Annotated in this window: 15 protein-coding genes and 1 pseudogene; 4 read left to right on the top strand and 12 right to left on the bottom strand. The window is 66.3% G+C overall.

What is annotated here, in order from left to right; genetic code table 11:
* On the top strand, positions 1-281 hold a 281-nt coding region (locus tag VFG33_RS22380), incomplete at its 5' end, for a PAAR domain-containing protein (RefSeq protein WP_325054876.1).
* Between the two features lie 180 nt (positions 282-461).
* On the top strand, positions 462-3,251 hold the full coding sequence (locus tag VFG33_RS22375) for a helix-turn-helix transcriptional regulator (protein ID WP_325054875.1): 2,790 nt from the start codon (positions 462-464) through the stop codon (positions 3,249-3,251).
* 152 nt (positions 3,252-3,403) lie between these two features.
* On the opposite strand, the gene VFG33_RS22370 is transcribed toward VFG33_RS22375, so the two are convergent.
* From VFG33_RS22370 to VFG33_RS22335, 8 genes are all read right to left on the bottom strand, one after another.
* Entirely contained in the window at positions 3,404-4,660 is a 1,257-nt protein-coding gene (locus VFG33_RS22370) for a hypothetical protein (protein ID WP_325054874.1), read from the bottom strand.
* Between the two features lie 201 nt (positions 4,661-4,861).
* Positions 4,862-6,085, bottom strand: coding sequence for a hypothetical protein (locus VFG33_RS22365; protein WP_325054873.1), 1,224 nt, complete (start codon positions 6,083-6,085; stop codon positions 4,862-4,864).
* A 191-nt stretch (positions 6,086-6,276) separates the two neighbouring features.
* Positions 6,277-7,398 (bottom strand): 8-amino-7-oxononanoate synthase, encoded by a 1,122-nt coding sequence (locus VFG33_RS22360; protein WP_325054872.1) that lies wholly within the window; start codon positions 7,396-7,398, stop codon positions 6,277-6,279.
* Positions 7,398-8,702 carry an adenosylmethionine--8-amino-7-oxononanoate transaminase gene (gene bioA / locus VFG33_RS22355; protein WP_325054871.1) on the bottom strand — a complete coding sequence of 435 codons (1,305 nt, stop codon included), beginning with the start codon at positions 8,700-8,702 and terminating at the stop codon, positions 7,398-7,400. The genes VFG33_RS22360 and bioA overlap by 1 nt, the downstream gene beginning before the upstream one ends.
* Positions 8,699-8,890, bottom strand: coding sequence for a biotin synthase auxiliary protein BsaP (gene bsaP, locus VFG33_RS22350; RefSeq protein ID WP_325054870.1), 192 nt, complete (start codon positions 8,888-8,890; stop codon positions 8,699-8,701). Before bsaP ends, bioA begins: the two co-directional genes overlap by 4 nt.
* On the bottom strand, positions 8,887-9,882 hold the full coding sequence (gene bioB, locus VFG33_RS22345; RefSeq protein ID WP_325054869.1) for a biotin synthase BioB: 996 nt from the start codon (positions 9,880-9,882) through the stop codon (positions 8,887-8,889). The genes bsaP and bioB overlap by 4 nt, the downstream gene beginning before the upstream one ends.
* 483 nt (positions 9,883-10,365) lie before the next feature.
* Positions 10,366-12,075, bottom strand: a complete 1,710-nt coding sequence (locus VFG33_RS22340; protein WP_325054868.1) for a GMC oxidoreductase — start codon at positions 12,073-12,075, stop codon at positions 10,366-10,368.
* 76 nt (positions 12,076-12,151) lie between these two features.
* Positions 12,152-13,744 carry a succinic semialdehyde dehydrogenase gene (locus tag VFG33_RS22335; protein ID WP_325054867.1) on the bottom strand — a complete coding sequence of 531 codons (1,593 nt, stop codon included), beginning with the start codon at positions 13,742-13,744 and terminating at the stop codon, positions 12,152-12,154.
* Between the two features lie 137 nt (positions 13,745-13,881).
* On the opposite strand from VFG33_RS22335, the gene VFG33_RS22330 reads away from it, so the two are divergent.
* On the top strand, positions 13,882-15,327 hold the full coding sequence (locus VFG33_RS22330; protein WP_325054866.1) for a hypothetical protein: 1,446 nt from the start codon (positions 13,882-13,884) through the stop codon (positions 15,325-15,327).
* A 46-nt stretch (positions 15,328-15,373) separates the two neighbouring features.
* The gene (locus VFG33_RS22325) at positions 15,374-15,946 is read left to right on the top strand and encodes a TIGR03086 family metal-binding protein (protein WP_325054865.1); all 573 of its coding nucleotides are present in this window, start codon (positions 15,374-15,376) and stop codon (positions 15,944-15,946) included.
* Here the strand turns inward: VFG33_RS22325 and VFG33_RS22320 are convergent.
* From VFG33_RS22320 to VFG33_RS22305, 4 genes and pseudogenes are all read right to left on the bottom strand, one after another.
* Complete coding sequence (locus VFG33_RS22320; protein WP_325054864.1) at positions 15,943-16,338, bottom strand: hypothetical protein; 396 nt, start codon at positions 16,336-16,338, stop codon at positions 15,943-15,945. The genes VFG33_RS22325 and VFG33_RS22320 overlap by 4 nt on opposite strands.
* A 49-nt stretch (positions 16,339-16,387) precedes the next feature.
* On the bottom strand, positions 16,388-17,494 hold the full coding sequence (locus VFG33_RS22315) for a GuaB3 family IMP dehydrogenase-related protein (RefSeq protein WP_325054863.1): 1,107 nt from the start codon (positions 17,492-17,494) through the stop codon (positions 16,388-16,390).
* A gap of 22 nt (positions 17,495-17,516) precedes the next feature.
* Positions 17,517-19,028: an IMP dehydrogenase gene (gene guaB, locus VFG33_RS22310; protein WP_325054862.1), complete on the bottom strand. Its 1,512-nt coding sequence runs from the start codon at positions 19,026-19,028 to the stop codon at positions 17,517-17,519.
* Between the two features lie 148 nt (positions 19,029-19,176).
* A pseudogene (locus VFG33_RS22305) lies at positions 19,177-19,927 on the bottom strand (hypothetical protein); the annotation flags it as partial.

Below are 19,927 nucleotides of genomic sequence, written 5' to 3'. Positions count from 1 at the left end.
CCGGCCGCATCCTGACCGGCTGCAGCACCGACGTACTCATCGAGGGAAAGCCCGCGGCGATCCACGGCAGCATGGCGCTGAACCTGCCGCCGCACGTCCCTACCGGAGGGACATTCCAGAAACCGCCGGACAACCGCGGCTCGGTGATCGCGACGGGCCCCCTGGTCCTGGTCAACGGCAAGCCTCTGGCCAAGGCCGGCGACAAGGTGCTGACCTGCAACGATCCCTCCCCTGCCCCCACCGGCACCATCGTCGCCACTGGCCAGGTCATCGTCGGCTGACCCCGTACGAGGAACCAAACAGTTCATAGGCCTCGAGTTTGATCAGCTATCGAGAGCTGCTCCCTATTGGGTGCTGCATCCGCGTAACCTCTCAGCTGGTTCGCAAGTTAAACGATTGACTCTGTCTTGCGCAGTGTCGGCGATGCTCCCCCACATCGCCTCTCATGGAGTTGAGGCGCCATGACCCCTGGCACCACCACGGCCCGTGCTGAGGACGGAGATTTCGTCGGCCGGGCTGTTGAGCTGGCACGCCTCTCAGAGCTGGCCGACAAGGTTCGGGCCGGCGAGCACCAGACCGTAGTGGTCCAAGGGCCGCCGGGGATCGGCAAATCGTCGCTGATCCGCCAATTTCTCGGCCGGTTGCAGGATTTCAGGGTGTTTTCGGCAACTGGCGACCCGGCCGAGTCGCTGCTGGATCTGGGTCTCATCGACCAACTGCTGGCGCAGGCCCCGGCGGATCTGCGCGCGAAGACTCTGTCCCTGAGATCGGGGACACCCACCGAGGCGAATCCCATCGCGGTCGGGAGCAGGTTGCTCGATCTGTTCGGAGAGTTCCAGCGCCGCTCACCGATAGTTCTCGTGATCGATGATATCCAGTGGGCCGATAACTCCTCTCTTCAAGCGCTGCGCTTCCTACTCCGCAGGATGTGGGCCGAGCAACTCCTGGTCATCCTGGTCGCCAGGTCGGACAATCCCGCACCCACCGAAGCAGGGCCATCCCCTGAGCCCGCGCTGGAACGTCTGATCCGCGGAATTCCCGCCGACCTCCACCTCGAGCTGACCGGCCTCGATCTCCTGGACGTCGCCGATCTGGCGCGAACGATCGCCGGCAGGCACCTGCCGGCCGCGGCGGCCCGCCGGTTCCACTCCTATACCAGTGGTCACCCGCTGCTGCTCCGCACGATGCTCAACGAGATCTATGCCAACCGCTTCGGCAGCGTCGACCTGCGGCTGGCTGTGCCGCCGTCGGTCGAGTCCGCGACCCGGCGTACCTTCGGGAGCCTCCCCGAGCCGTCCAGAGCCCTGCTCGAAGCCTTGGCCGTGCTCGGCGGCCGGCCGTCACTCGCGCAGGCCGCCGACGTCGCCGGCGTCGAGGACGCTCACCAGGCACTCCGCCCGGCAATCGACACAGGCCTGGCTATCTGGTTTCGCAGCGAACCGACCAACCCGGTCGCCATCACTCACGACTTGCAACGCGAGGCGATCTACTCCGCCCTGTCGCCGGCCCGTCGCGGCCAGTTGCACCGACGCGCCGCGACGACAGTCGAGCCGTTTCTGGCTTGGCGGCACCGAGTGGCCGCGGTCGGCTCCACCGACGCAGTACTGGCCTCGCAACTCGAGAAGGCAGCGGTCATCGAAGCCGGCAAGGGGAATCACGGCACTGCGGCGACGTTCCTGAGCTGGGCGGCGGACCTGACTCCCTGGGGACCACTTAGCGAGAAGCTCCTGCTGACCTCAATGGTCCATCTGGTGTTCAGCGCTGACCGCGGCCGGACCCGCCTGCTGCTCGAACGCGCGGCCCGCTGCGCTCCGTCCGGCTTGCGGTCGCTTGCTCTCGGACTGTGTGAGCTGTACCTCAGCGGTGAGCGCGGGGACGCCGAGCTGCACCTCGCAGAGGCCTTCGCCACCGGCTCGGCGAAGAGCCCTCGCAACTGGATCCGCGGCACAGCCGCAGCAGGCTTGACGGGGGTAAGCGTCTGGCGGGGTGATACCGACAAGGCACTGGATTTCGCCAAGGTCGCGCTGGCTGCGAACGGGGTACCGGGAGTCCTGCGCGACTACGTCGTCTGCCTGCAGGCAGTCGCACAGAGCAGGCGTGGCGGTCTCGCTGCCGGATTGGAGGAGCTGCGCCATTTGTCCGACCACCCGTCGGACATCTCCAGCCGAGATCTCGAATCGCTTGCCTGCCGTGGCGCTGCGCGGTCACTGGTCGGCATGTTCGAGGAGGCCAGCGGGGATCTCACGGAGGTCGTCCGGCGCCAAGAAGCAGGCGCCCAGATGCTGTCCGGCGTCCAGCCCCACTGCTACCTGGCGGCCGTCCAGTACCAGCTGGGCGAGTGGGACGCGAGCATCCTGACGATGCGACGAGCCGCCCTGCTCGCCGACGACGACCAGCCGGTGATGAACGAGGTCGTCCGGCACCTGGCCGCCTCGCTGGTCCCTTCCGCCCGGGGCGACTGGAAGACCTCGGAAAGGCTGGTCCGCGCAGCTGCCACCGCCGCCCACCGAGTTGGCGGCCCGCAGGACAGTAGGTACGCCGCGATCGCAGCCGCCCTGCTCTACCAGGCCCGCAACGACAACCGCGGTGTACTGCGTGTCCTGAGCGCCGTACCAGGTCTTCGCTCAGGTGGAAGCTCCCCAGGGGGACTGCACGAATGGTGGAGCACCTGGTGGGGCCCCTTACTCATCGATGCCCTCCAGCAAAGCGGTCAGCTCAAAGAGGCGGCGAGCGAGCTCGCGGTACTCCGAGAAAGAACCAAGGGCGCAACGGTGATGGCCAGCACGATCGCCCGCCTCGCAGCCCAGCAGACTGAGGCCGAAGGCAACCTTCAGGGTGCGATCGACCTGACAGAGGAATGCCTGACGACCCTGATAGAGCCACGCGCTCGCCTTGCCGACGGTCAACTCTTCCACGCCCACGGCCGCCGCCTGGTAACCATCGGAGATCTGGGCGGCGCCGCCCACTGGCTGACCACCGCCGACCAGTGCTTCGAGGCTTTGTCAGCCGAGCCCTACCGTCGGCGCCTGGCCGTCGACCTGTCTGCCCTCATCAGCCGGCCAAGTCCACCACTCCGTCACCACCTCACTGCCAAAGAACGCGAAGTCGCCGACCTGGTCCGCCAAAACCTCACCAACCGCGAAATAGCCGCCCGCCTCTTCGTCACCCCAAAAACCATCGAATACCACCTCAGCAACATTTTCGCCAAGCTCGGCATCACCTCCCGCCGACAATTGCATCAAAACTTCTGAGCCGGCAACTGCGTCGAGGCGGACGAACTGGCTCACGACACCTATCTGCTGCGTTCGGCAACGAACAACGGCGCCACCACCAACCGTCACCGCCACTGGCAGGGAAACATGACGCGCCGGCACGGCGTCTCCTCGACCGCGAAGGCGACTACCTATTTTTCCGCATAGTATTCTTCTAAGATTTCCTTGATCAACTCTTCGCGGTTGCGGTTGCCCATACTTGACACCTTCGCACCGGAGACAGCGTTGTAGACGAGCTTGATCTTGCCTTTAAGGTCACCTATGGGCGCAGCAACGAGCTTGATGCGGGCGTTCTTAGGATCGCCACGCGTCTCCGCATCGATGTAAACTCCTGGCTCCAGGCTGTTTAGTGCAGAACCTCTGTAGCGGATATCATTGTATATGAATCCGTGCTCGATGCCGACGCCGTGGTCTTGCCGGGAGATGATTATTCTTTTAGCGCCGTGGACTTTCTGAGGTGTGAAACTCGTAGGGTAGCCAGGGGCAATTGAGTACACGAGGGTGGACTCGTCCAGCGAACCAACATCAATTTCGACAGCCTCGTCATGGTGCCCTGGACCCGGCACCGGATCAAGCTGCGACAGTTCTACTTGGACATTGGAGTATTGCTCTTTGATCGCGGTGGCCATCTGCGATGCCGCCGCCGCGCCTCGACTGTGACTCCTAAAGAGAACAACGATAGGCCGGCCTCTTCCTTCTTCGGCTACGTCCCTGAAGGCTTCCAAGATCGGCGTTAAACCGTCGGTTGTGACTTTGGAGATTTTATTCGATCCCCCGTCTTTCATACCGCCGGCAGTCAAAATCTTATCTATTGGGCCCCCGCCGCCAACGCCAGCGATCTCAATCTCCGTCCCCTGGCCAGCATCTCGCTCATAGTAGACGACCGATCTGGTGTTGCCGCCCTCGTCCCAGCCGCGGCCCATGCCCGCGGCAAGGTTTACGTGGTGCGTCCTCCAGTTGCCGTCCCCAGAGCCAGCTACCGTGACTTTCACGTAAAGCGGACGATCTTCATTCCCGACAGCACCGCGAAGTTTCAGATCCTTCGCGTCGAGGTCCAGCCGCCGACCACGTCGAGCAGGCAATCCCATGTGGTTTTTAAGGTTCCCATAAAATTCCCGCTCCGCCTTTTCAACTAGGTCCTCCTGGAACCACCGAAGGCGTTCGTTGACTACGATAGTAAGAAACTTGTCGGATCTGCATTCCTTTGTTTCACGGAGACGCAGCAGCTTAAGAATTTTGGCGAACTGTCCGCTTTCCAAGCGTCCTTGTCCGTCTCCTTCTCCGTCTCCTTCTCTGTCTCTGTCTCTGTCTCCCTTCTCCTTCTCTCTACCGTCCGAACTTTCCTTCTTTTTCCGCTTTGAAGACTCTTCACCGTACACGTGAACCACCCGCTCCTTTTGCTTGGATCAGTGTCGCCATGCGTGCCTACTTCTTCAGTTCCGGGAAGCTGCGGTAATTGCCAGCTCGATTGCCCAGGCCGGTCAGGATGGCTTCGTCTCTCACGAATGCGGTGGCGAGGCGGGTGGCGAAGCGCCAATCGGTGTCGCACTGGCCGCCGGGCGTTGCGGACGTCGGAGTTGCGGTGAGCCTCAGCTCGACTCGGTCTCGGATACGGCGTCAGCCAGGGCTGCGTCGACCAGGGCCTCGGCTTCGGTCATGCGCTGATCGAATTCGGGATCTTCAAGCAACTGATCGAGTACTTCGCGGTCGATGCCCTCAACGGCGGGGTCGTCAGCCAACGCTTGGAAACTTGCCAAACGCTCGTTCGAGACCTGGCCGACTTGGCCCGCCTCCACCACAGGCTGGTGCGAGATCTCATCGGCGGTCAGTGGTGCACTGTGCAGCTCGATCCCGAGCTCGGTGAAGGCGTCAGCTTTGGCCTTGAGTGTCTCCGCGTGGGCGACGAAGGCTGTCGCTTCGGCCTCGAAGCCCTGGCCCCTGGCTTCGGCGAGCAGCCAGCCTCGGTAGAACGTCCATGACGACTCGCCCTTGTATCGACCGATGTTCTTCTGCAGGAAGGCAACCCATTTGGTTGTCTCGTCATCCTGCTGCGCGATGGCGGGTGGTGGCGGGGCGGGCGGGACGTGCTCGGCGATGATGTGATCGCCCCAACCATCCAAGAATGTCACCAGATCAGACGCCCCCGCCGAACGCCAGACCGGATACTTACTGTCCAGCGCCGCACGAACGAACTCCGGCCAGGTCCCACCAACAGCACGCTCCATCTTGACCCGCTGCGCCTCCGTCACCCACGACAACGACTCCACCTCGGCCGGCGGTGGCGGAGCGGGCGGGACATGCTCAGCGATGATGTGATCGCCCCAACCATCCAAGAACGTCACCAGATCAGACGCCCCCGCCGAACGCCAGACCGGATACTTACTGTCCAGCGCCGCACGAACGAACTCCGGCCAGATCCCACCAACAGCACGCTCCATCTTCACCCGCTGCGCATCCGTCACCCACGACAACGACTCCACCTCAGATGCGCCCGCGTCCGCACCGGCGCCCGCTTGTGCGAGCAGTGCGGGGTAGTTACTCGCCAGGTCGACAACGCCGATGCGTTCCATGTCCGCGATCGTCCGCAGCGGATCGCCCAGACGCTCGACAGCGGTAACGAACGACTCGACCAAAGCGCTGTCGAAGCTGGCGTCGAACTGTGATGCGGTCGCTTCGAGCTCGTCCTTCACCGAGTTCCAGTCGGAGTTGCCGTTGGCGTAAGCAGCACAGATCGCGTTGAACCATCGCTCGATCTGCGCATCGCCTACGACCTGCACGGCGGTCATTGCTTGTTCCGTGTCCTGGTCGTACATCTGGTCACCTTCGCTCGTCAACGGGAGGGCAAGGAGTTCGGCAACTGCTCGCGGAGACGATTCCGCGACCATCCGAACCACTGCTTCAGCATCCGACCGCCGGCCCGGGCCTGGTGGTTCCATGGTCCAAGAGTTGGGGCATCGGGGCGCTACCCGTTCGGGCAAGCTGCAGGTGATGAAGAGGAACCTGGTTACGAGACCTGCTGGATTGCGGTGGGGATGACTTCGCAGGCTCGGTTCAGGTCGGCGGCGGAGAGGCCGGCGTGGGCAGTTAGGCGGAGGCGGCTGATGCCGTCGGGGACGCTCGGCGGCCGGAAGCTTCCGACTCGTACACCATTGGCCAGGCACAGCTCCGCGGCCTGGACTGCTTCGCGGGGGCCGGGCATGGGGACGGAGACGACCGCACCGGCCGAGGGGGTGACGTTGCAGACTGCGGCCAGGCGGGCGGCCGTGGTGTGGATGGCGTGGGTGCGCAACGGCTCCTCGGCCAGGATGCGCAGGGCTGCCAGTGCGGCGGCGCAGGAGGCTGGGGTCAGACCGGTGTCGAAGATGAAGGGGCGGGCGCGGTTGATCAGGTGCTCGCGCAGAAGCACTGGGCCGAGGACCACGCCTCCTTGGCTGGCGAGGGACTTCGAGAGCGTCATGGTGACGATGACGTGGTCCAAACCCGCGAGACCGGCTGCCGCGACAGAGCCTCGACCGCCGCCGGTGACGCCCAGACCGTGGGCTTCGTCAACCAACAACACTGCGTCATGCTTCAAGGCCGCAGCCGCCAGAGCCTCGAGCGGGGCAGCGTCGCCGAGGACGCTGTAGACGGATTCGACGAGCACGATCGCATGAGGTTCGTTGCGTTCGGCAAGGGCCTTGGTGACGGCGTCGACGTCGTTGTGCGGGACGACTTCCACCCGCGAGCGGGACAAGCGGCAGGCATCAACGAGCGAGGCATGGACGTGATCGTCGGAGATCAGAAGGGTGCCGGGGCCTCCGAGCGCCGTGACCACGCCGAGGTTCGCGAGGTATCCCGACGAAAACACCAAACCTGACGAGTGGCCGGTGTACTCCGCCAACGAGGATTCCAGCTCAGCATGGAGAGTCGTCGTACCAGTGACAAGGCGGGAGGCAGTGGCGCCGGCGCCCCACTCCCGTACGGCGTCGACCACCGCCTCGACGACCCGGGGATCGCGAGCCAGGCCCAGATAGTCGTTCCCCGCGAGATCGATCAGTACTTCGTCAGCCGGGCGCGGGCGGAGCCGACGAGTCAGCCCCCGCGACTCCAACGCCGCCGCCTTCGGCGCAAGCCACTCTTCCAACATCAGTTGCCCTCGGCGATTGCTTCGGTGATGGCTGAGGTGATGGTGGCGATCTCCTCGTCTGTACAGATGTACGGCGGCATCGTGTAGACGAGATCCCGGAACGGCCGTACCCAGACACCTCGACGCAGGACCGCGTCCGTCATCCGTTTCATGTCGACGGGTCCGCTCAACTGGACCACACCGACGGCGCCGAGCACTCGCACGTCCTTGACGCCCGGCAACGAGGCTGCCGGAGCCAGACCGGCGGACAAGCCCTCGGAGATCCGTGCGACCTGACCAGCCCAGTCCTGTGAGAGCAGCAGGTCGATGCTGGCCAGGGCGACGGCGCAGGCGAGTGGGTTCGCCATGAACGTCGGCCCGTGCATGAGTGCGCCGCCGGGACCACGAGACACGGTGTGAGCGACGTCCGTAGTACAGAGGGTGGCTGCCATCGAGAGGTAGCCGCCGGTCAGTGCCTTGCCGACGCACAGGATGTCCGGGTCGATGCCTGCGTGCTCCGAAGCAAAGAGAGTGCCAGTGCGGCCGAAGCCGGTGGCGATCTCGTCGAGGATCAGCAGGAAGCCGTGCTCGTCGGCCAGCTCGCGCAGCAACCTCAGGCAGGCCGGGCTGTACGGATACATCCCGCCCGCGCCCTGCAGGATCGGCTCGACGATGATCGCCGCGACCTGATCCTTGTACTCCGTCGCGAGCTGCCGCACGATCGCCGCCCAGGCCGCGTACTCCGGGTCGTCCTCAGGGCGATCGAATCCGGCCGGCGGCTGCGGCGCGAAGACCTGCTCCTTCAATGCACCGGTGAACAGTGAGTGCATCCCGTTCACCGGGTCGCACACGCTCATCGGCGCGAAGGTGTCGCCGTGGTACCCGCCCCGGACAGTCAGCATCCTGGTCCGGCCGGTGCGGCCGCGCGCGACCTGGTACTGCAGCGCGAGCTTGATCGCGACCTCGACGGAGACCGAGCCGGAGTCGCAGAAGAAGACGTGCTGCAGCGGCTCGGAGGTGATCTCGACCAGACGTGAAGCCAGCCGGATCGCCGGCTCGTGCGTCAGCCCGCCGAACATCACATGGCTGAAGTCGTCCAGCTGAGCCCGAACAGCAGCGTCCAGCACTGGATGCTTGTAGCCGTGGATCATGCACCACCACGACGCCATCGCATCGATCGCCTCAACCGTGCCGCCGGCCCCGTCATCCAGCTGCAGGCGGACACCAGCGGCCCCCCGCACGAGACGCACCGGCGAGGGCTCACTCAACGACGAATACGGATGCCACAACAGCTCGGCGTCGGTCTTCAGCAAGGCATCGCTCATGCCGACGTCGTCTCCCCGTGCACGGAGCAACGGGCGGACCAGCCCATCGGGTGGACCTGGACGATCATCCGGCGGCGGCACTGGTCGCAGTACCGGGGTGGTTCCATCGTCAGGGCCTGGTGGCAGGTGTCGTGGTTGCCGCCAGCGGCCTCGTGGCCGCAGTGACCGCAGTAGAGCACCGTGTTCATAGCGTCTTCTGGAGTTCCTTGACCGGCATCTTGAGGTCGGCCAGCAGGTCCAGGTCCGCGGTCGCCGGGCGGCCGAGTGTGGTCAGGTAGTTGCCGACGATGACGGCGTTGATGCCGCCGAGCAGGCCCTCGCGGGTGCCCAGGTCGCCCAGGGTCAGCTCGCGGCCGCCGGCGTACCGGAGCACGGTCTTCGGCATCGCCAGGCGGAAGGCGGCGATGGTCCGCAGCGCGTCCTTGCCGGCCATGATCTCCATGTCGCCGAAGGGGGTGCCCGGGCGCGGGTTGAGGAAGTTCAGCGGCACCTCGTGCGGCTCCAGCTCGGCCAGCTGCGCGGCGAGCTCGGCGCGCTGCTCGAGCGATTCACCCATCCCGACCAGGCCGCCGCAGCACAGCTCCATGCCGGATTCCCTGACCATCAGACAGGTGTCCCAGCGCTCCTCGAACGAGTGCGTGGTGACCACGTCACCGAAGTACGAGCGGGCGGACTCGAGGTTGTGGTTGTAGCGATGCACACCCATCGCCTTGAGCTCGTCCACCTGCTCCTGCGTGAGCATCCCCAGCGAGCAGGCGATGTTGATGTCGACCTCGGCGTTGATCGCCTCGATGCCGGCCTTCACCTGCGACATCAGCCGCGCGTCGGGGCCGCGGACGGCGGCGACGATGCAGAACTCGGTCGCGCCGGTCTTCGCGGTCTCCTTGGCGGCCTCGACCAGCTCCGGGATGTTCAGCCAGACCGAGCGGACCGGCGAGGTGAACTGGCCGGACTGCGAGCAGAAGTGACAGTCCTCCGGGCAGCCGCCGGTCTTCAGCGAGATGATGCCCTCGACCTCGACCTCTTCGCCGCACCACTTCACCCGTACTTCGTGCGCGAGGGCGAGCAGGGCGTCGAGTTGGTCGTCCGGCGATCGCAGTACCTCGACCAGCTGCTCCTGGGTGAGGCCGACGCCTCGCTCCAGTACCTGCTCACGGGCAACCTCGAGGATGTCGTTCATGGTTCTCCTGCCTCATCGGACGGTCGGCCCACAGTAAGCGATCGGGGCCACGGGCAAACTTCCCGGATCTTTTTTGCCCACCCTCGTGACCTACGGTGAGTCGTCTCGTTGATGTGTGCAGAGGCGGTGATCGCAAGAACACACAGCCTCCGATTACGAGGAGCGACTGAAAGGTCGCATATTACGATCAGCACGCAGAGTGATTACGACCACTCCGAGCAGGTCGAAATAGCTCGAATCGGTAGTAGAGTGAGGAACATGAGCTCGGGTCGCCAGCTGTGGCTGGTGACCCGATCCCAAAGCGCCGGGCGCCTCACCCCGGCTTGAGTGGGTCCCTCGGGAAACGATTTGGGCGGAAACGTTCCCGAGGGGCCTGCTCCCTTTTATGGCAGGTGTTCAAAGCCTCAGGCCTTGGTCTGAGGCTTTTTCATTTTCACAGTAAGGTCATTCAGCCCCACCCGGCGCGGCATTGTTGTCGCAACGTCACGGTTTCGTCACAGGCTGCTTTGTGGTGATCTCCACAATGGGTAACCGAAGTGCCCCCGGCGCATCGACCGGAACCACCGGCTGCACCGGTGTGACGGCCGCCACTCTCCGGTACTCCGCTCCTACCGCCGGCCGGGCATCTTCCTCGCCCTTGTTCGGCCAGAACGCCAGGGCCCGCTCGGCCTGAGCCGTGATCGTCAGAGACGGGTTGACGCCGAGATTGGCCGAGATCGTCGAGCCGTCCAGGATGTGCAGACCCTCGTACCCGTAGACCCGGTGGTACGGATCGACCACCCCGGTCTCGGCGGAGTCCCCGATCGCGCAGCCGCCGATGAAGTGGGCGGTCATCGGCACGTTGAACGGTTCGCCGATGGTGCCGCCCGGCGTACCGTTCATCAGCTTGGCCATCCGCCGGACCACCTCGTTGGCGACCGGGATCCAGGACGGGTTCGGGGCACCGTGACCCTGCTTCGAGCTGAGCTTCCACCGGCCGAGCCGGTCCCGCTTGCCGAAGGTGGTGATCGAGTTGTCCGCGGTCTGCATCACCAGGGCGATCACGGTCCGCTCGGACCAGTGCTTCAGGTCGTACAGCCGGCGCAGGTTCTTCCGCTGGACGGCCATCTCCCGCAACCAGATCTTCCACCGCGGCTTGTCCCCGTCCCCGTCGGTCAGCACGGTCTGCAGCAGCGACATCGCGTTGCTGCCCTTGCCGTACCGGACCGGCTCGATGTGGGTGATGTCGTCCGGGTGGAACGAGGAGGTGATCGCGACGCCACGGGTGTAGTCGACCGTGCTGTCCTTGGAGATTGCCCCTAGCAACGACTCCGAGTTGGTCCGGGTCAACACACCGAGTCGGCCGGACAGCGCCGGCAGTTTCCCCTCGTCGCGCAACCGGTGCAGCAGCTTGGCCGTGCCGAGTGCGGAGGCCGCGAAAATCACTTGCTGGGCAGTGAATCTGCGAGTCTGCTTGCGATTCGACGTACGCCGGGCCTCGATCGCGTAGCCGCCGTCCGGCAGTGGTTCGACAGAAGTCACCGTCGTCATCGAGAACACCTGGGCACCGGCCTTCTCGGCCAGGTAGAGGTAGTTCTTCGTCAGCGTGTTTTTTGCGTTGTGACGGCATCCCGTCATGCATTCACCGCAGTCGATGCAACCGGAACGCCGCGGACCGGCCCCACCGAAGTACGGGTCGTCGACCTCAACACCTGGTTCGCCGAAGAACACGCCGACCGGGGTCGGGTGGAACGTGTCCCCCACGCCCATGTCGTCGGCGACCTGCTTCATCACCTCGTCGGCGGGGGTGAAATGCGGGTACGTCGTGACGCCGAGCATGCGTTTCGCCTGGTCGTAGTACGGGGCGAGCTCGGACTTCCAGTCGGTGATGTGCGCCCACTGGCGGTCGGTGTAGAACGCGGGCAGTGGTTCGTAGAGGGTGTTCGCGTAGACCAGGCTGCCGCCGCCGACACCGGCGCCCGACAGGATGATCACGTCGCGGAGCGCGCTGATCCGCTGGATGCCGTACCAGCCAAGCTTCGGGGCGAACAGGAACCTGTTCTTGTCCCACGAGTTCTTCGCGAATCCGGCATCCTCGAACCGGGCGCCCGCCTCCAGCACCGCGACGTCATATCCCTTCTCCACCAGACGAAGCGCACTGACGCTCCCCCCGAACCCAGAGCCGATGATGACAACGTCGTGGTCGAATGTCATGTGCGTCCTCGCTTCGCTCCGGGCGCCCATGACATTCGAACAAAGCTGTGTTGAATTGTTCCCTCGCTTCGCTCGGTCATGCTCGTCCCAGCTTCTTCAAGATTCTCAGAGCGCCCGTCATGAGTTCGGCGTAGGCCTCGTCCTTCAAGCCGTGGGAGGCGGCGATCGGGAGGAGACGCTGGGTCGCGATCGCCTGCGGGTCGACGTACCGGCGGATGCCTTCGATGCCCTGGCGACGACCGAGACCGGAGTTGCGCATGCCACCCATCGGGGTGTCGATCGAGCCGAAGGTCGCGGCGTAGCCCTCGTTCACGTTGACCGTGCCCGCCACCAGCTGGGCTGCGACTGCCCGGCCGCGGCGACCGTCGCGGGTCCAGACGCTCGCGTTCAGGCCGTACTCACCCTCGTTGGCGCGCTCGATCGCCTCGGCCTCATCGGAGAACCGGTAGATCGACACCACCGGCCCGAATGTCTCGTTGTCGAAGCACTCCATCTCGGGCGTCACCCCGGACAACACGGTCGGCTCGTAGAACAGCGGCCCGATCTCCGGCCGCGCCTTCCCACCAACCAGTACTACGGCGCCCTTGGCCCGGGCGTCCTCGACATGACGGGAGACCGTGTCGAGCTGCGCCTGGGAGATCAGCGAGCCCATGTCCACGTCCCAACCGGTTCCGGCCGAGATCTTGAGCCGCTTCACCCGGTCGAGGAACGCCGTCACGAAGGCGTCGTAGACCTGGTCCGCGACATACAGCCGCTCCATCGAGACACAGAGCTGACCCGCGCTGCTGAAGCAGGCTCGCACGGCTCCTTCGGCAGCCCGGTTGACGTCGGCGTCACGCAGTACGAGCATCGGGTTCTTGCCGCCGAGCTCCAGGCTGCAGCCGATCAGGCGTTCGCCGGCCTGCTGGGCGACCAGACGGCCGGTCTTGGTGGAGCCGGTGAAGCAGATGTAGTCGGTGTGCTGGATCAGCGCGCCGCCGACGGTCGGGCCGTCGCCGTTCACCGGCTGCCAGGCATCGCGGGGCAGGCCCGCTTCGTAGAGCAGCTCGATCGCCCGGAGCGCGGTCAGCGGGGTCTGGCTGTCGGGCTTGTGGACCACGGTGTTGCCGGCCAGGACCGCGGGAAGTCCGTCGGCCATTGCCATGCTGAGCGGGTAGTTCCAGGGCGAGATGATGCCGACGACACCCTTCGGTACGAACCGCTCGTCGGCCCGGGTCAGCACCGGGAACATGCCGAGCTTGCGCTGCGGCCCGAGCAACTCGGCGGCCTTGCGACCGTAGTACCGGGCGGTCAGTGCTACGTGGGCGACTTCCTCGAAGGCCTGTTTGCGGGCCTTGCCGGACTCCAGGATGACCAGGTCGACCAGCTCGTGCCGATGGTCCAGCACGAGGTCGTGGTACCGCAGCAGGATCGCCGCGCGGTCGGCGAGGTACGTGTTCTTCCAGCTGCGCTGGGTCCGGCGTGCGGACCGCACAGCGGCCACCACGTCGTCCGGACTGGACAGCGGCAACTCGGCAACCGGTTGCCCGGTCGCGGGTGCATAGGAGGTGCGCGTCCCTGCCGTGGCGCGCAGCAGACCGGCCAGGCGACGGATGACCGACTGGTCGGTCGCGTAGGAAGCGGTCGGGTCGAGCTCGGGGTCAGCAGGAATCGAGGTCTGCTCGCTCATCTGCCCAGGCTACCTGCCGGTAACAGCTGTGTCAGCAACAAGTGACGGCACTGATCTGCCGGTGTCGAACGCGAGCACCTTCGGGCATCTTGGCACTAAGGTGAGCGATTGAGTGAGTGAAGGGGTGGAACGTCAAGATGGTTGACAGCGGGGGGCTTTGGACGCCTCCTGAGGACGAGCTCGGTGAGGCTCTGCAGACAGCCCAGGTGCTGATCGAAGAGGGCCGTGCCGACGAGGCCGGGCCGTACCAGCAGCGTGTGATCGAGCTGGCCAGGGAGCGGGCCGGGGAACACCCGGACCACTACGAGGCGAAGCACCTGATGGCGGCCACGCAGTACGAGCTGGCCGGCTCGCTGAACGCCTCGGGTCGTCACGAGGAAGCGCTTGGCGCCCTGCACGAGGCCCAGCTCGGCTATACCGAGCTCAGCGACGCGGGCGTGCTCGACGCCACCTCCTTCTTGGCCGACGTCCGGGCCCGGCGCGCGATGACCCAGGCACACCGCGGCTACGGGGCGACCGCAGTACTGGAGATGGACGGCGCGGTGATCGCGTACGGCCAGCTGGTCGGCGGCGCGGACGGCGTGTCGCACCAGCCGGACTTCGCCCGGGTGCTGGCGATGAACGCGCTCATCCTGCGCCGGTACGGCGATCCCGCGCTGGCCGTGGCCTCGGCCGACGCGGCGAGCCAGTTGTTCCTCCAGCTCGCCGACCAGATCAATGCAAGCCCCCAGTCACTGTCCTACGCGCGCTACCTGTGCTCGGCGACCGCGGTGTCGGCCGACATCCACGCCGCGGAGGGCCGGCTCGATCTGGCTCTCGAAGCCGATGAGATCGGGCTCACCACCGCGGACACCCTGGCCGACTCCGAGTCGGCGACCGACCTGCGCACGCTGGTGTCGGCGCTGACCCGCAAGGGCAAGCACCTCGAGATCGTCGGGCGCCTGATGGATGGCGAGACCTGCACGCGGACCGCTTACGCGACCGATCCGGACACCGCCGCTCGAGTGAGCGAGGAGCTCGAGCGCGGCATCCCGCCGTCGTTGACCACCGCGCTGGAGACTGCCGAGATCAAGCTCGGGCCGTTCGAGCAGTACTTCCGGCTGCTGGCGTTGAGCGAGCCCGCGCCCGGGATGACGCTCGCTACGGTGTCCGGGCGGACCGATCCCGAGTCTGCCGCAGTCCGGGCGAGTGAGCTGGCCGAGCTGGTCGGGCCGATGCTGACCCTCGATGCCGAGACTGCGTTGACGCTCGGGCTCGAGGCTCATTACCTTTTCGCGATCTCGTCCGAGCGTGAGTCGCACCGGATGCGCTACGAGACGAGTACGTATGCGCCGGTCTGGGCGCAGGTGCTGCTGCAGGTCTCCGGGGCGTATCACGCAGCAGGCCAGACCGAGATGGCGCTCGACCTGGCAGGGTGGTGTGCCGAGGTGGCGACGGCTTTGATCCCGTTCGCCACGAGCGACGGAGAGGTCAAGGACCTGGCCGGTGCCTGCTACCGGCACCACGGCGACCTGCTGGCGGCGACTGGCGACTTCATGGCGTCCCAGCACGCCCACGACGCGGCTCAGCAGCTCCAGCATTGACGAGCTGACCCGGCAAGCGCAGGCTGGCGCTGAGGGGGCAGGGCTCATGGATGTTGTGGAACTGCATCGTCGTGCCAGCGAAGAATTCGTCCGGCAGGTGGCCGCAGTACGGCCTGAGCAGTGGGGTGATCCGACTCCCTGCGAGGACTGGGACGTGCGCACGCTGGTGAACCATGTCGTCGGCGAGGAACGCTGGACAGTCCCGCTGCTGGCCGGCCGGACCATCTCGGACGTCGGCGACTCACTCGAGGGCGATCTGCTCGGCGACGACCCGGCCGGCGCCGCGGCGGAAGCTGCCCACGCTGCGCAGGACGCCGTTATCGAGCCTGTACTGACCGGTGGCACCGTGCAGCTCTCGTACGGCGAGGAGCAGGCGGCCGAGTACGTCTACCAATTGACTGCGGACCATCTCGTGCACGGCTGGGATCTCGCGGTCGCCATCGGAGCTGAGCCCGGGATGGATCCTGAGGTCGTGCATCGGGTGGCTGCGTGGTTCAAGGACCGCGAGGACCTCTATCGCGGTGGCGGCGCGATCGGCGAGCGCGTCGAGACCAATGGCAGCCCCGAGGCCGCGCTACTCGGCGCCTTCGGCCGAGATCCCGGCTGGACCCGTCCTTAGGAGTCTTGCAGGTCGGTCTTGAGTACGCCGACGAAGAGGCCTGCTTCGGTCTCGGTCATACCGGTTTCGCTGACCACCAACGCGGTGGCCTGGTGCAGCTCACCGGCCGCCTTCAGCGCACGGGTGCGCTCGGCGAGATTGGCGCCGGGCATGCGGACCACCGGGGTGTCGGTCACTGGCGGCACGTAGCGCCCGAAGCGGACATCGTCGACGAGCTCCTTCGCCTGCTTCAACTCCACGCCGGTGCGGTCCATCACGTACTTGACCGCGAGCACGTTCTTCCGGGTGGTCAGCAGAAAGCGAATCTGGTCGACGTCATCGACCGTGAGCTTCTCCCGCGCGGCAGCAAGAGCGACGTTGTCGGCTTCCGTACGGCGGCTGAACAATCCCATACCCCCAATCCTTCCAGAACCACCCAACCGGCGAGCACCTGTCGGCCGGTCAGCCGACGACGACCTCGACTCGCTGGAATTCCTTGAGTTCGGTGTAGCCGGTGGTGGCCATGGCGCGTTTGAGGGCGCCGACCAGGTTCATGGTGCCGTCGGGGACCCAGGAGGGGCCGAACAGGATCTCGTTGAGGGTGCCGGTGACACCGACCTCGACGCGCTCGCCGCGGGGCAGGTCCGCGTGCCAGGCCTCGGCACCCCAGTGGAAGCCGCCGCCTGGCGCGTCGCTCGCCCGCGCCAATGGGGAACCGACCATCACCGCGTCCGCACCGCACGCGATCGCCTTGGCCACGTCACCCGACCGCCCGACCGAACCGTCCGCGATCACGTGCACGTAGCGGCCGCCGGACTCGTCCATGTAGTCGCGCCGGGCCGCGGCAACGTCCGCGACGGCTGAAGCCATCGGCACCGCGACCCCGAGCACCTTGCGCGTGGTGTGCGCCGCGCCGCCGCCGAACCCGACCAGTACTCCGGCCGCGCCGGTCCGCATCAGGTGCAGTGCGGCCTGGTGGGTGGCACAACCACCGACGATCACCGGTACGTCGAGATCGTAGATGAACTGCTTGAGGTTGAGCGGCTCGGCCTGACCCGACACGTGCTCGGCCGAGACCGTAGTACCGCGGATGACGAACAGGTCGACGCCGGAGTCCACCACGTGCTTGGCGAACTGCTTGGTCCGCTGCGGCGACAACGCGCCCGCCACGGTCACCCCGGAGGCCCGGATCTCCTGGACCCGCTGGGCGATCAGCTCGGGCTTGATCGGCGCCGAGTAGATCTCCTGCAGCCGGTGGGTGGCCTGCTCCTTGCTGATGGAGGTGATCTCCTCCAGCAGCGACGTGGGGTCGTCGTACCGGGTCCAGAGACCTTCGAGGTTCAGTACGCCGAGACCGCCGGCCTTACCGATCGCGATCGCGGTGGCCGGCGACATCACCGAGTCCATCGGCGCGGCCAGGATCGGCAGCTCGAACCGGTACGCGTCGATCTGCCAGGCGACCGAGACCTCCTCGGGATCACGGGTCCGCCGCGACGGCACGATCGCGATGTGGTCGAACGCATACGCCTGCCGACCCCGCTTGGCCCGGCCGATCTCGATCTCGGTCATCTGGTTCCTTCTTGCTAGGCGGTCAGCGGCCGGAGTAGTTCGGGGCCTCGACCGTCATTTGGATGTCGTGGGGGTGGGACTCCTGCAGGCCGGCGGAGGTGATGCGGACGAACTTGCCCTTGTCCTGGAGCTCGGGGACGGTGCGGGAGCCGCAGTACCACATGGACTGGCGGAGGCCGCCGATCAGCTGGTGCGCTACGGCTGCCAGCGGGCCGCGGTACGGGACCTGGCCTTCGACGCCCTCGGCGATCAGCTTCTCGTCGCTGCCGACGTCGCTCTGGAAGTAGCGGTCCTTGGAGTACGACTTGCGCAGGCCGCCGGACTGCATCGCGCCGAGCGAGCCCATCCCGCGGTACGCCTTGAACTGCTTGCCATTGATGAAGACCAGGTCGCCCGGCGACTCCTCGCAGCCGGCGAGCAGGGATCCGAGCATCACGGTGTCCGCTCCGGCGACCAGGGCCTTCGCGATGTCACCGGAGTACTGCAGACCGCCGTCACCGATCACCGGTACGCCGGCCGGCTTGCAGGCGAGTGACGCCTCGTAGATCGCGGTGACCTGCGGAACGCCGACGCCGGACACGACGCGCGTCGTACAGATCGAGCCGGGACCGACGCCCACCTTCACGCCGTCGGCGCCCGCGTCGACCAGAGCCTGCGCGCCGGCACGGGTGCCGACATTGCCGCCGATGATGTCCACGCCGTTGGTGGCAGGATCCGCCTTGAGCTTGCGGATGATCTCCAGCTGGGCCTGCGAATGACCGTGTGCGGTGTCGACCACCAGCACGTCGACACCGGCCTCGATCAGCGTCATGGCGCGCTTCCAGGCCTCACCGAAGAAGCCGATCGCGGCACCGACGACGAGCCGCCCGCCGCTGTCCTTGGTCGACAGCGGGAACTGGTCGCGCTTGACGAAGTCCTTCAGCGTGATCAGGCCGGTCAGCTTGCCGGCCTCGTCGACCAGCGGCAGCTTCTCGATCTTGTGCTGGCTGAGCAGCTTGATCGCGTCGTCGGCCGAGATGCCCTGCGGGCCGGTGACCAGCGGCTGGCGCGTCATCACCTCGTGGATCGGGCGGGCCGGGTCGTTCTCGAACCGCATGTCCCGGTTCGTCACGATGCCGACCAGGACGCCGGCGTTGTCGACCACCGGCACCCCGGAGATCCGGTACTGACCGCAGAGCGCGTCGGCCTCGCCGATGCTCGCGTCCGGGCCGATGGTGATCGGCTGGGCGATCATGCCGGACTCGGAGCGCTTGACCAGGTCGACCTGCTGGGCCTGATCCTCGATCGAGTTGTTGCGGTGCAGGACGCCGAGGCCGCCCTGACGGGCCATCGCGATCGCCATCCGCGCCTCGGTGACGGTGTCCATCGCGCTGGACACCAGCGGGATGTTCACCTCGATGTTGCGGCTGACCTTGGATCTGGTCACGGCCTCCGACGGGATGACGTCGGACTCGTTCGGCTGCAGCAGCACGTCGTCGAACGTGAGGCCGAGGACGGCGAACTTGTCGGGAACTCCAGCGGGTGTGATGTCCATGAGGAAGGCAGGCACCTTTGCACAGCGAGAACGGGACCCCATCGTATGCCGCCCCCACCCGGCCGCGCTCACCGGCGTGTCAACTGCCTGTGACCGACCAGCGACCGGCCGGCAACCGGTAGGGCTGCCTGCCGCTGGTCGGACTAGTTCAGTTCCCGGTCATCGGGGTGTTCAGTACCCCGAGGATCTGACGCAGGGTGACCGGCGCCATCGATCCGTGGGCCCGGTCGAAGGCGGCGTGCTTGCCCTCGGCGTACGCGCCAGTCGAGTGCTTGCCTTTGGCGTACTTGCCGTTCGCGTAGCCGAGTGAGGGCTTGCCGCTGGAGTGCTTGGCATTCGCCGCGAGCGCCTTGCCCACGTACTGCTCCAGGCGGTTCGGCAGGATCGGCTCACCGGTCGGCGTCGGCAGGACCGGCTTCACCTCGGCAGGCTCGGCCGGCTCGTCCACGACCGGCAGACTGGGCAGCTCGACCGGCTTGCTGTCCGCGCTCCCGGCACCGCTGTCCGCGGCGCCGTTTTCGTCCGCCCCGGTGGAGTCGGCGCTGTCTGTGTTTCCGGTGCCGGTCTCCGTGGCGCCGTTGCCGGTCTCGGTGGTGGTGTCACCCGTCGGCTTGCCGTCGTCGGTCTGACCGCCGTCGCCGGTGTCGCTGCTCGGGATCGGCGTGGCCGTCGGATCGCCGGTGGAGCCGTTCGAACCCTCGCCGTTCGGCGGCGGGGTCGTAGTCGGCTCGGTCGGTTCCGTCGGAGTCGTCGGCTCCTCCGTCGGAGTCGTCGGCGTCTCTGTCGGAGTCGTCGGCGTGTCCGTCGGCTCGCTGGTGGGCTCCGGGGTCGGCTCGACGACGACCGGCTCGTTCGGCTTCTCCGCGTCCGACTTCCGCTCGACCGGCGTCGGGGGAGTG

The organism is Kribbella sp., assembly GCF_035687465.1.
In the GTDB taxonomy this organism is placed as follows: domain Bacteria; phylum Actinomycetota; class Actinomycetes; order Propionibacteriales; family Kribbellaceae; genus Kribbella.
This window is presented reverse-complemented; position numbering and strand designations above follow the sequence as displayed.

Bases quoted from the DNA above. Each gene is read 5' to 3' on its own strand.
- VFG33_RS22375 (WP_325054875.1), top strand. From the start codon at position 462: ATGACCCCTGGCACCACCACGGCCCGTGCTGAGGACGGAGATTTCGTC.
- VFG33_RS22365 (WP_325054873.1), bottom strand. From the start codon at position 6,085: ATGTACGACCAGGACACGGAACAAGCAATGACCGCCGTGCAGGTCGTA.
- VFG33_RS22360 (WP_325054872.1), bottom strand. From the start codon at position 7,398: ATGTTGGAAGAGTGGCTTGCGCCGAAGGCGGCGGCGTTGGAGTCGCGG.
- bioA (WP_325054871.1), bottom strand. From the start codon at position 8,702: ATGAGCGATGCCTTGCTGAAGACCGACGCCGAGCTGTTGTGGCATCCG.
- bsaP (WP_325054870.1), bottom strand. From the start codon at position 8,890: ATGAACACGGTGCTCTACTGCGGTCACTGCGGCCACGAGGCCGCTGGC.
- bioB (WP_325054869.1), bottom strand. From the start codon at position 9,882: ATGAACGACATCCTCGAGGTTGCCCGTGAGCAGGTACTGGAGCGAGGC.
- VFG33_RS22340 (WP_325054868.1), bottom strand. From the start codon at position 12,075: ATGACATTCGACCACGACGTTGTCATCATCGGCTCTGGGTTCGGGGGG.
- VFG33_RS22335 (WP_325054867.1), bottom strand. From the start codon at position 13,744: ATGAGCGAGCAGACCTCGATTCCTGCTGACCCCGAGCTCGACCCGACC.
- VFG33_RS22330 (WP_325054866.1), top strand. From the start codon at position 13,882: ATGGTTGACAGCGGGGGGCTTTGGACGCCTCCTGAGGACGAGCTCGGT.
- VFG33_RS22325 (WP_325054865.1), top strand. From the start codon at position 15,374: ATGGATGTTGTGGAACTGCATCGTCGTGCCAGCGAAGAATTCGTCCGG.
- VFG33_RS22320 (WP_325054864.1), bottom strand. From the start codon at position 16,338: ATGGGATTGTTCAGCCGCCGTACGGAAGCCGACAACGTCGCTCTTGCT.
- VFG33_RS22315 (WP_325054863.1), bottom strand. From the start codon at position 17,494: ATGACCGAGATCGAGATCGGCCGGGCCAAGCGGGGTCGGCAGGCGTAT.
- guaB (WP_325054862.1), bottom strand. From the start codon at position 19,028: ATGGACATCACACCCGCTGGAGTTCCCGACAAGTTCGCCGTCCTCGGC.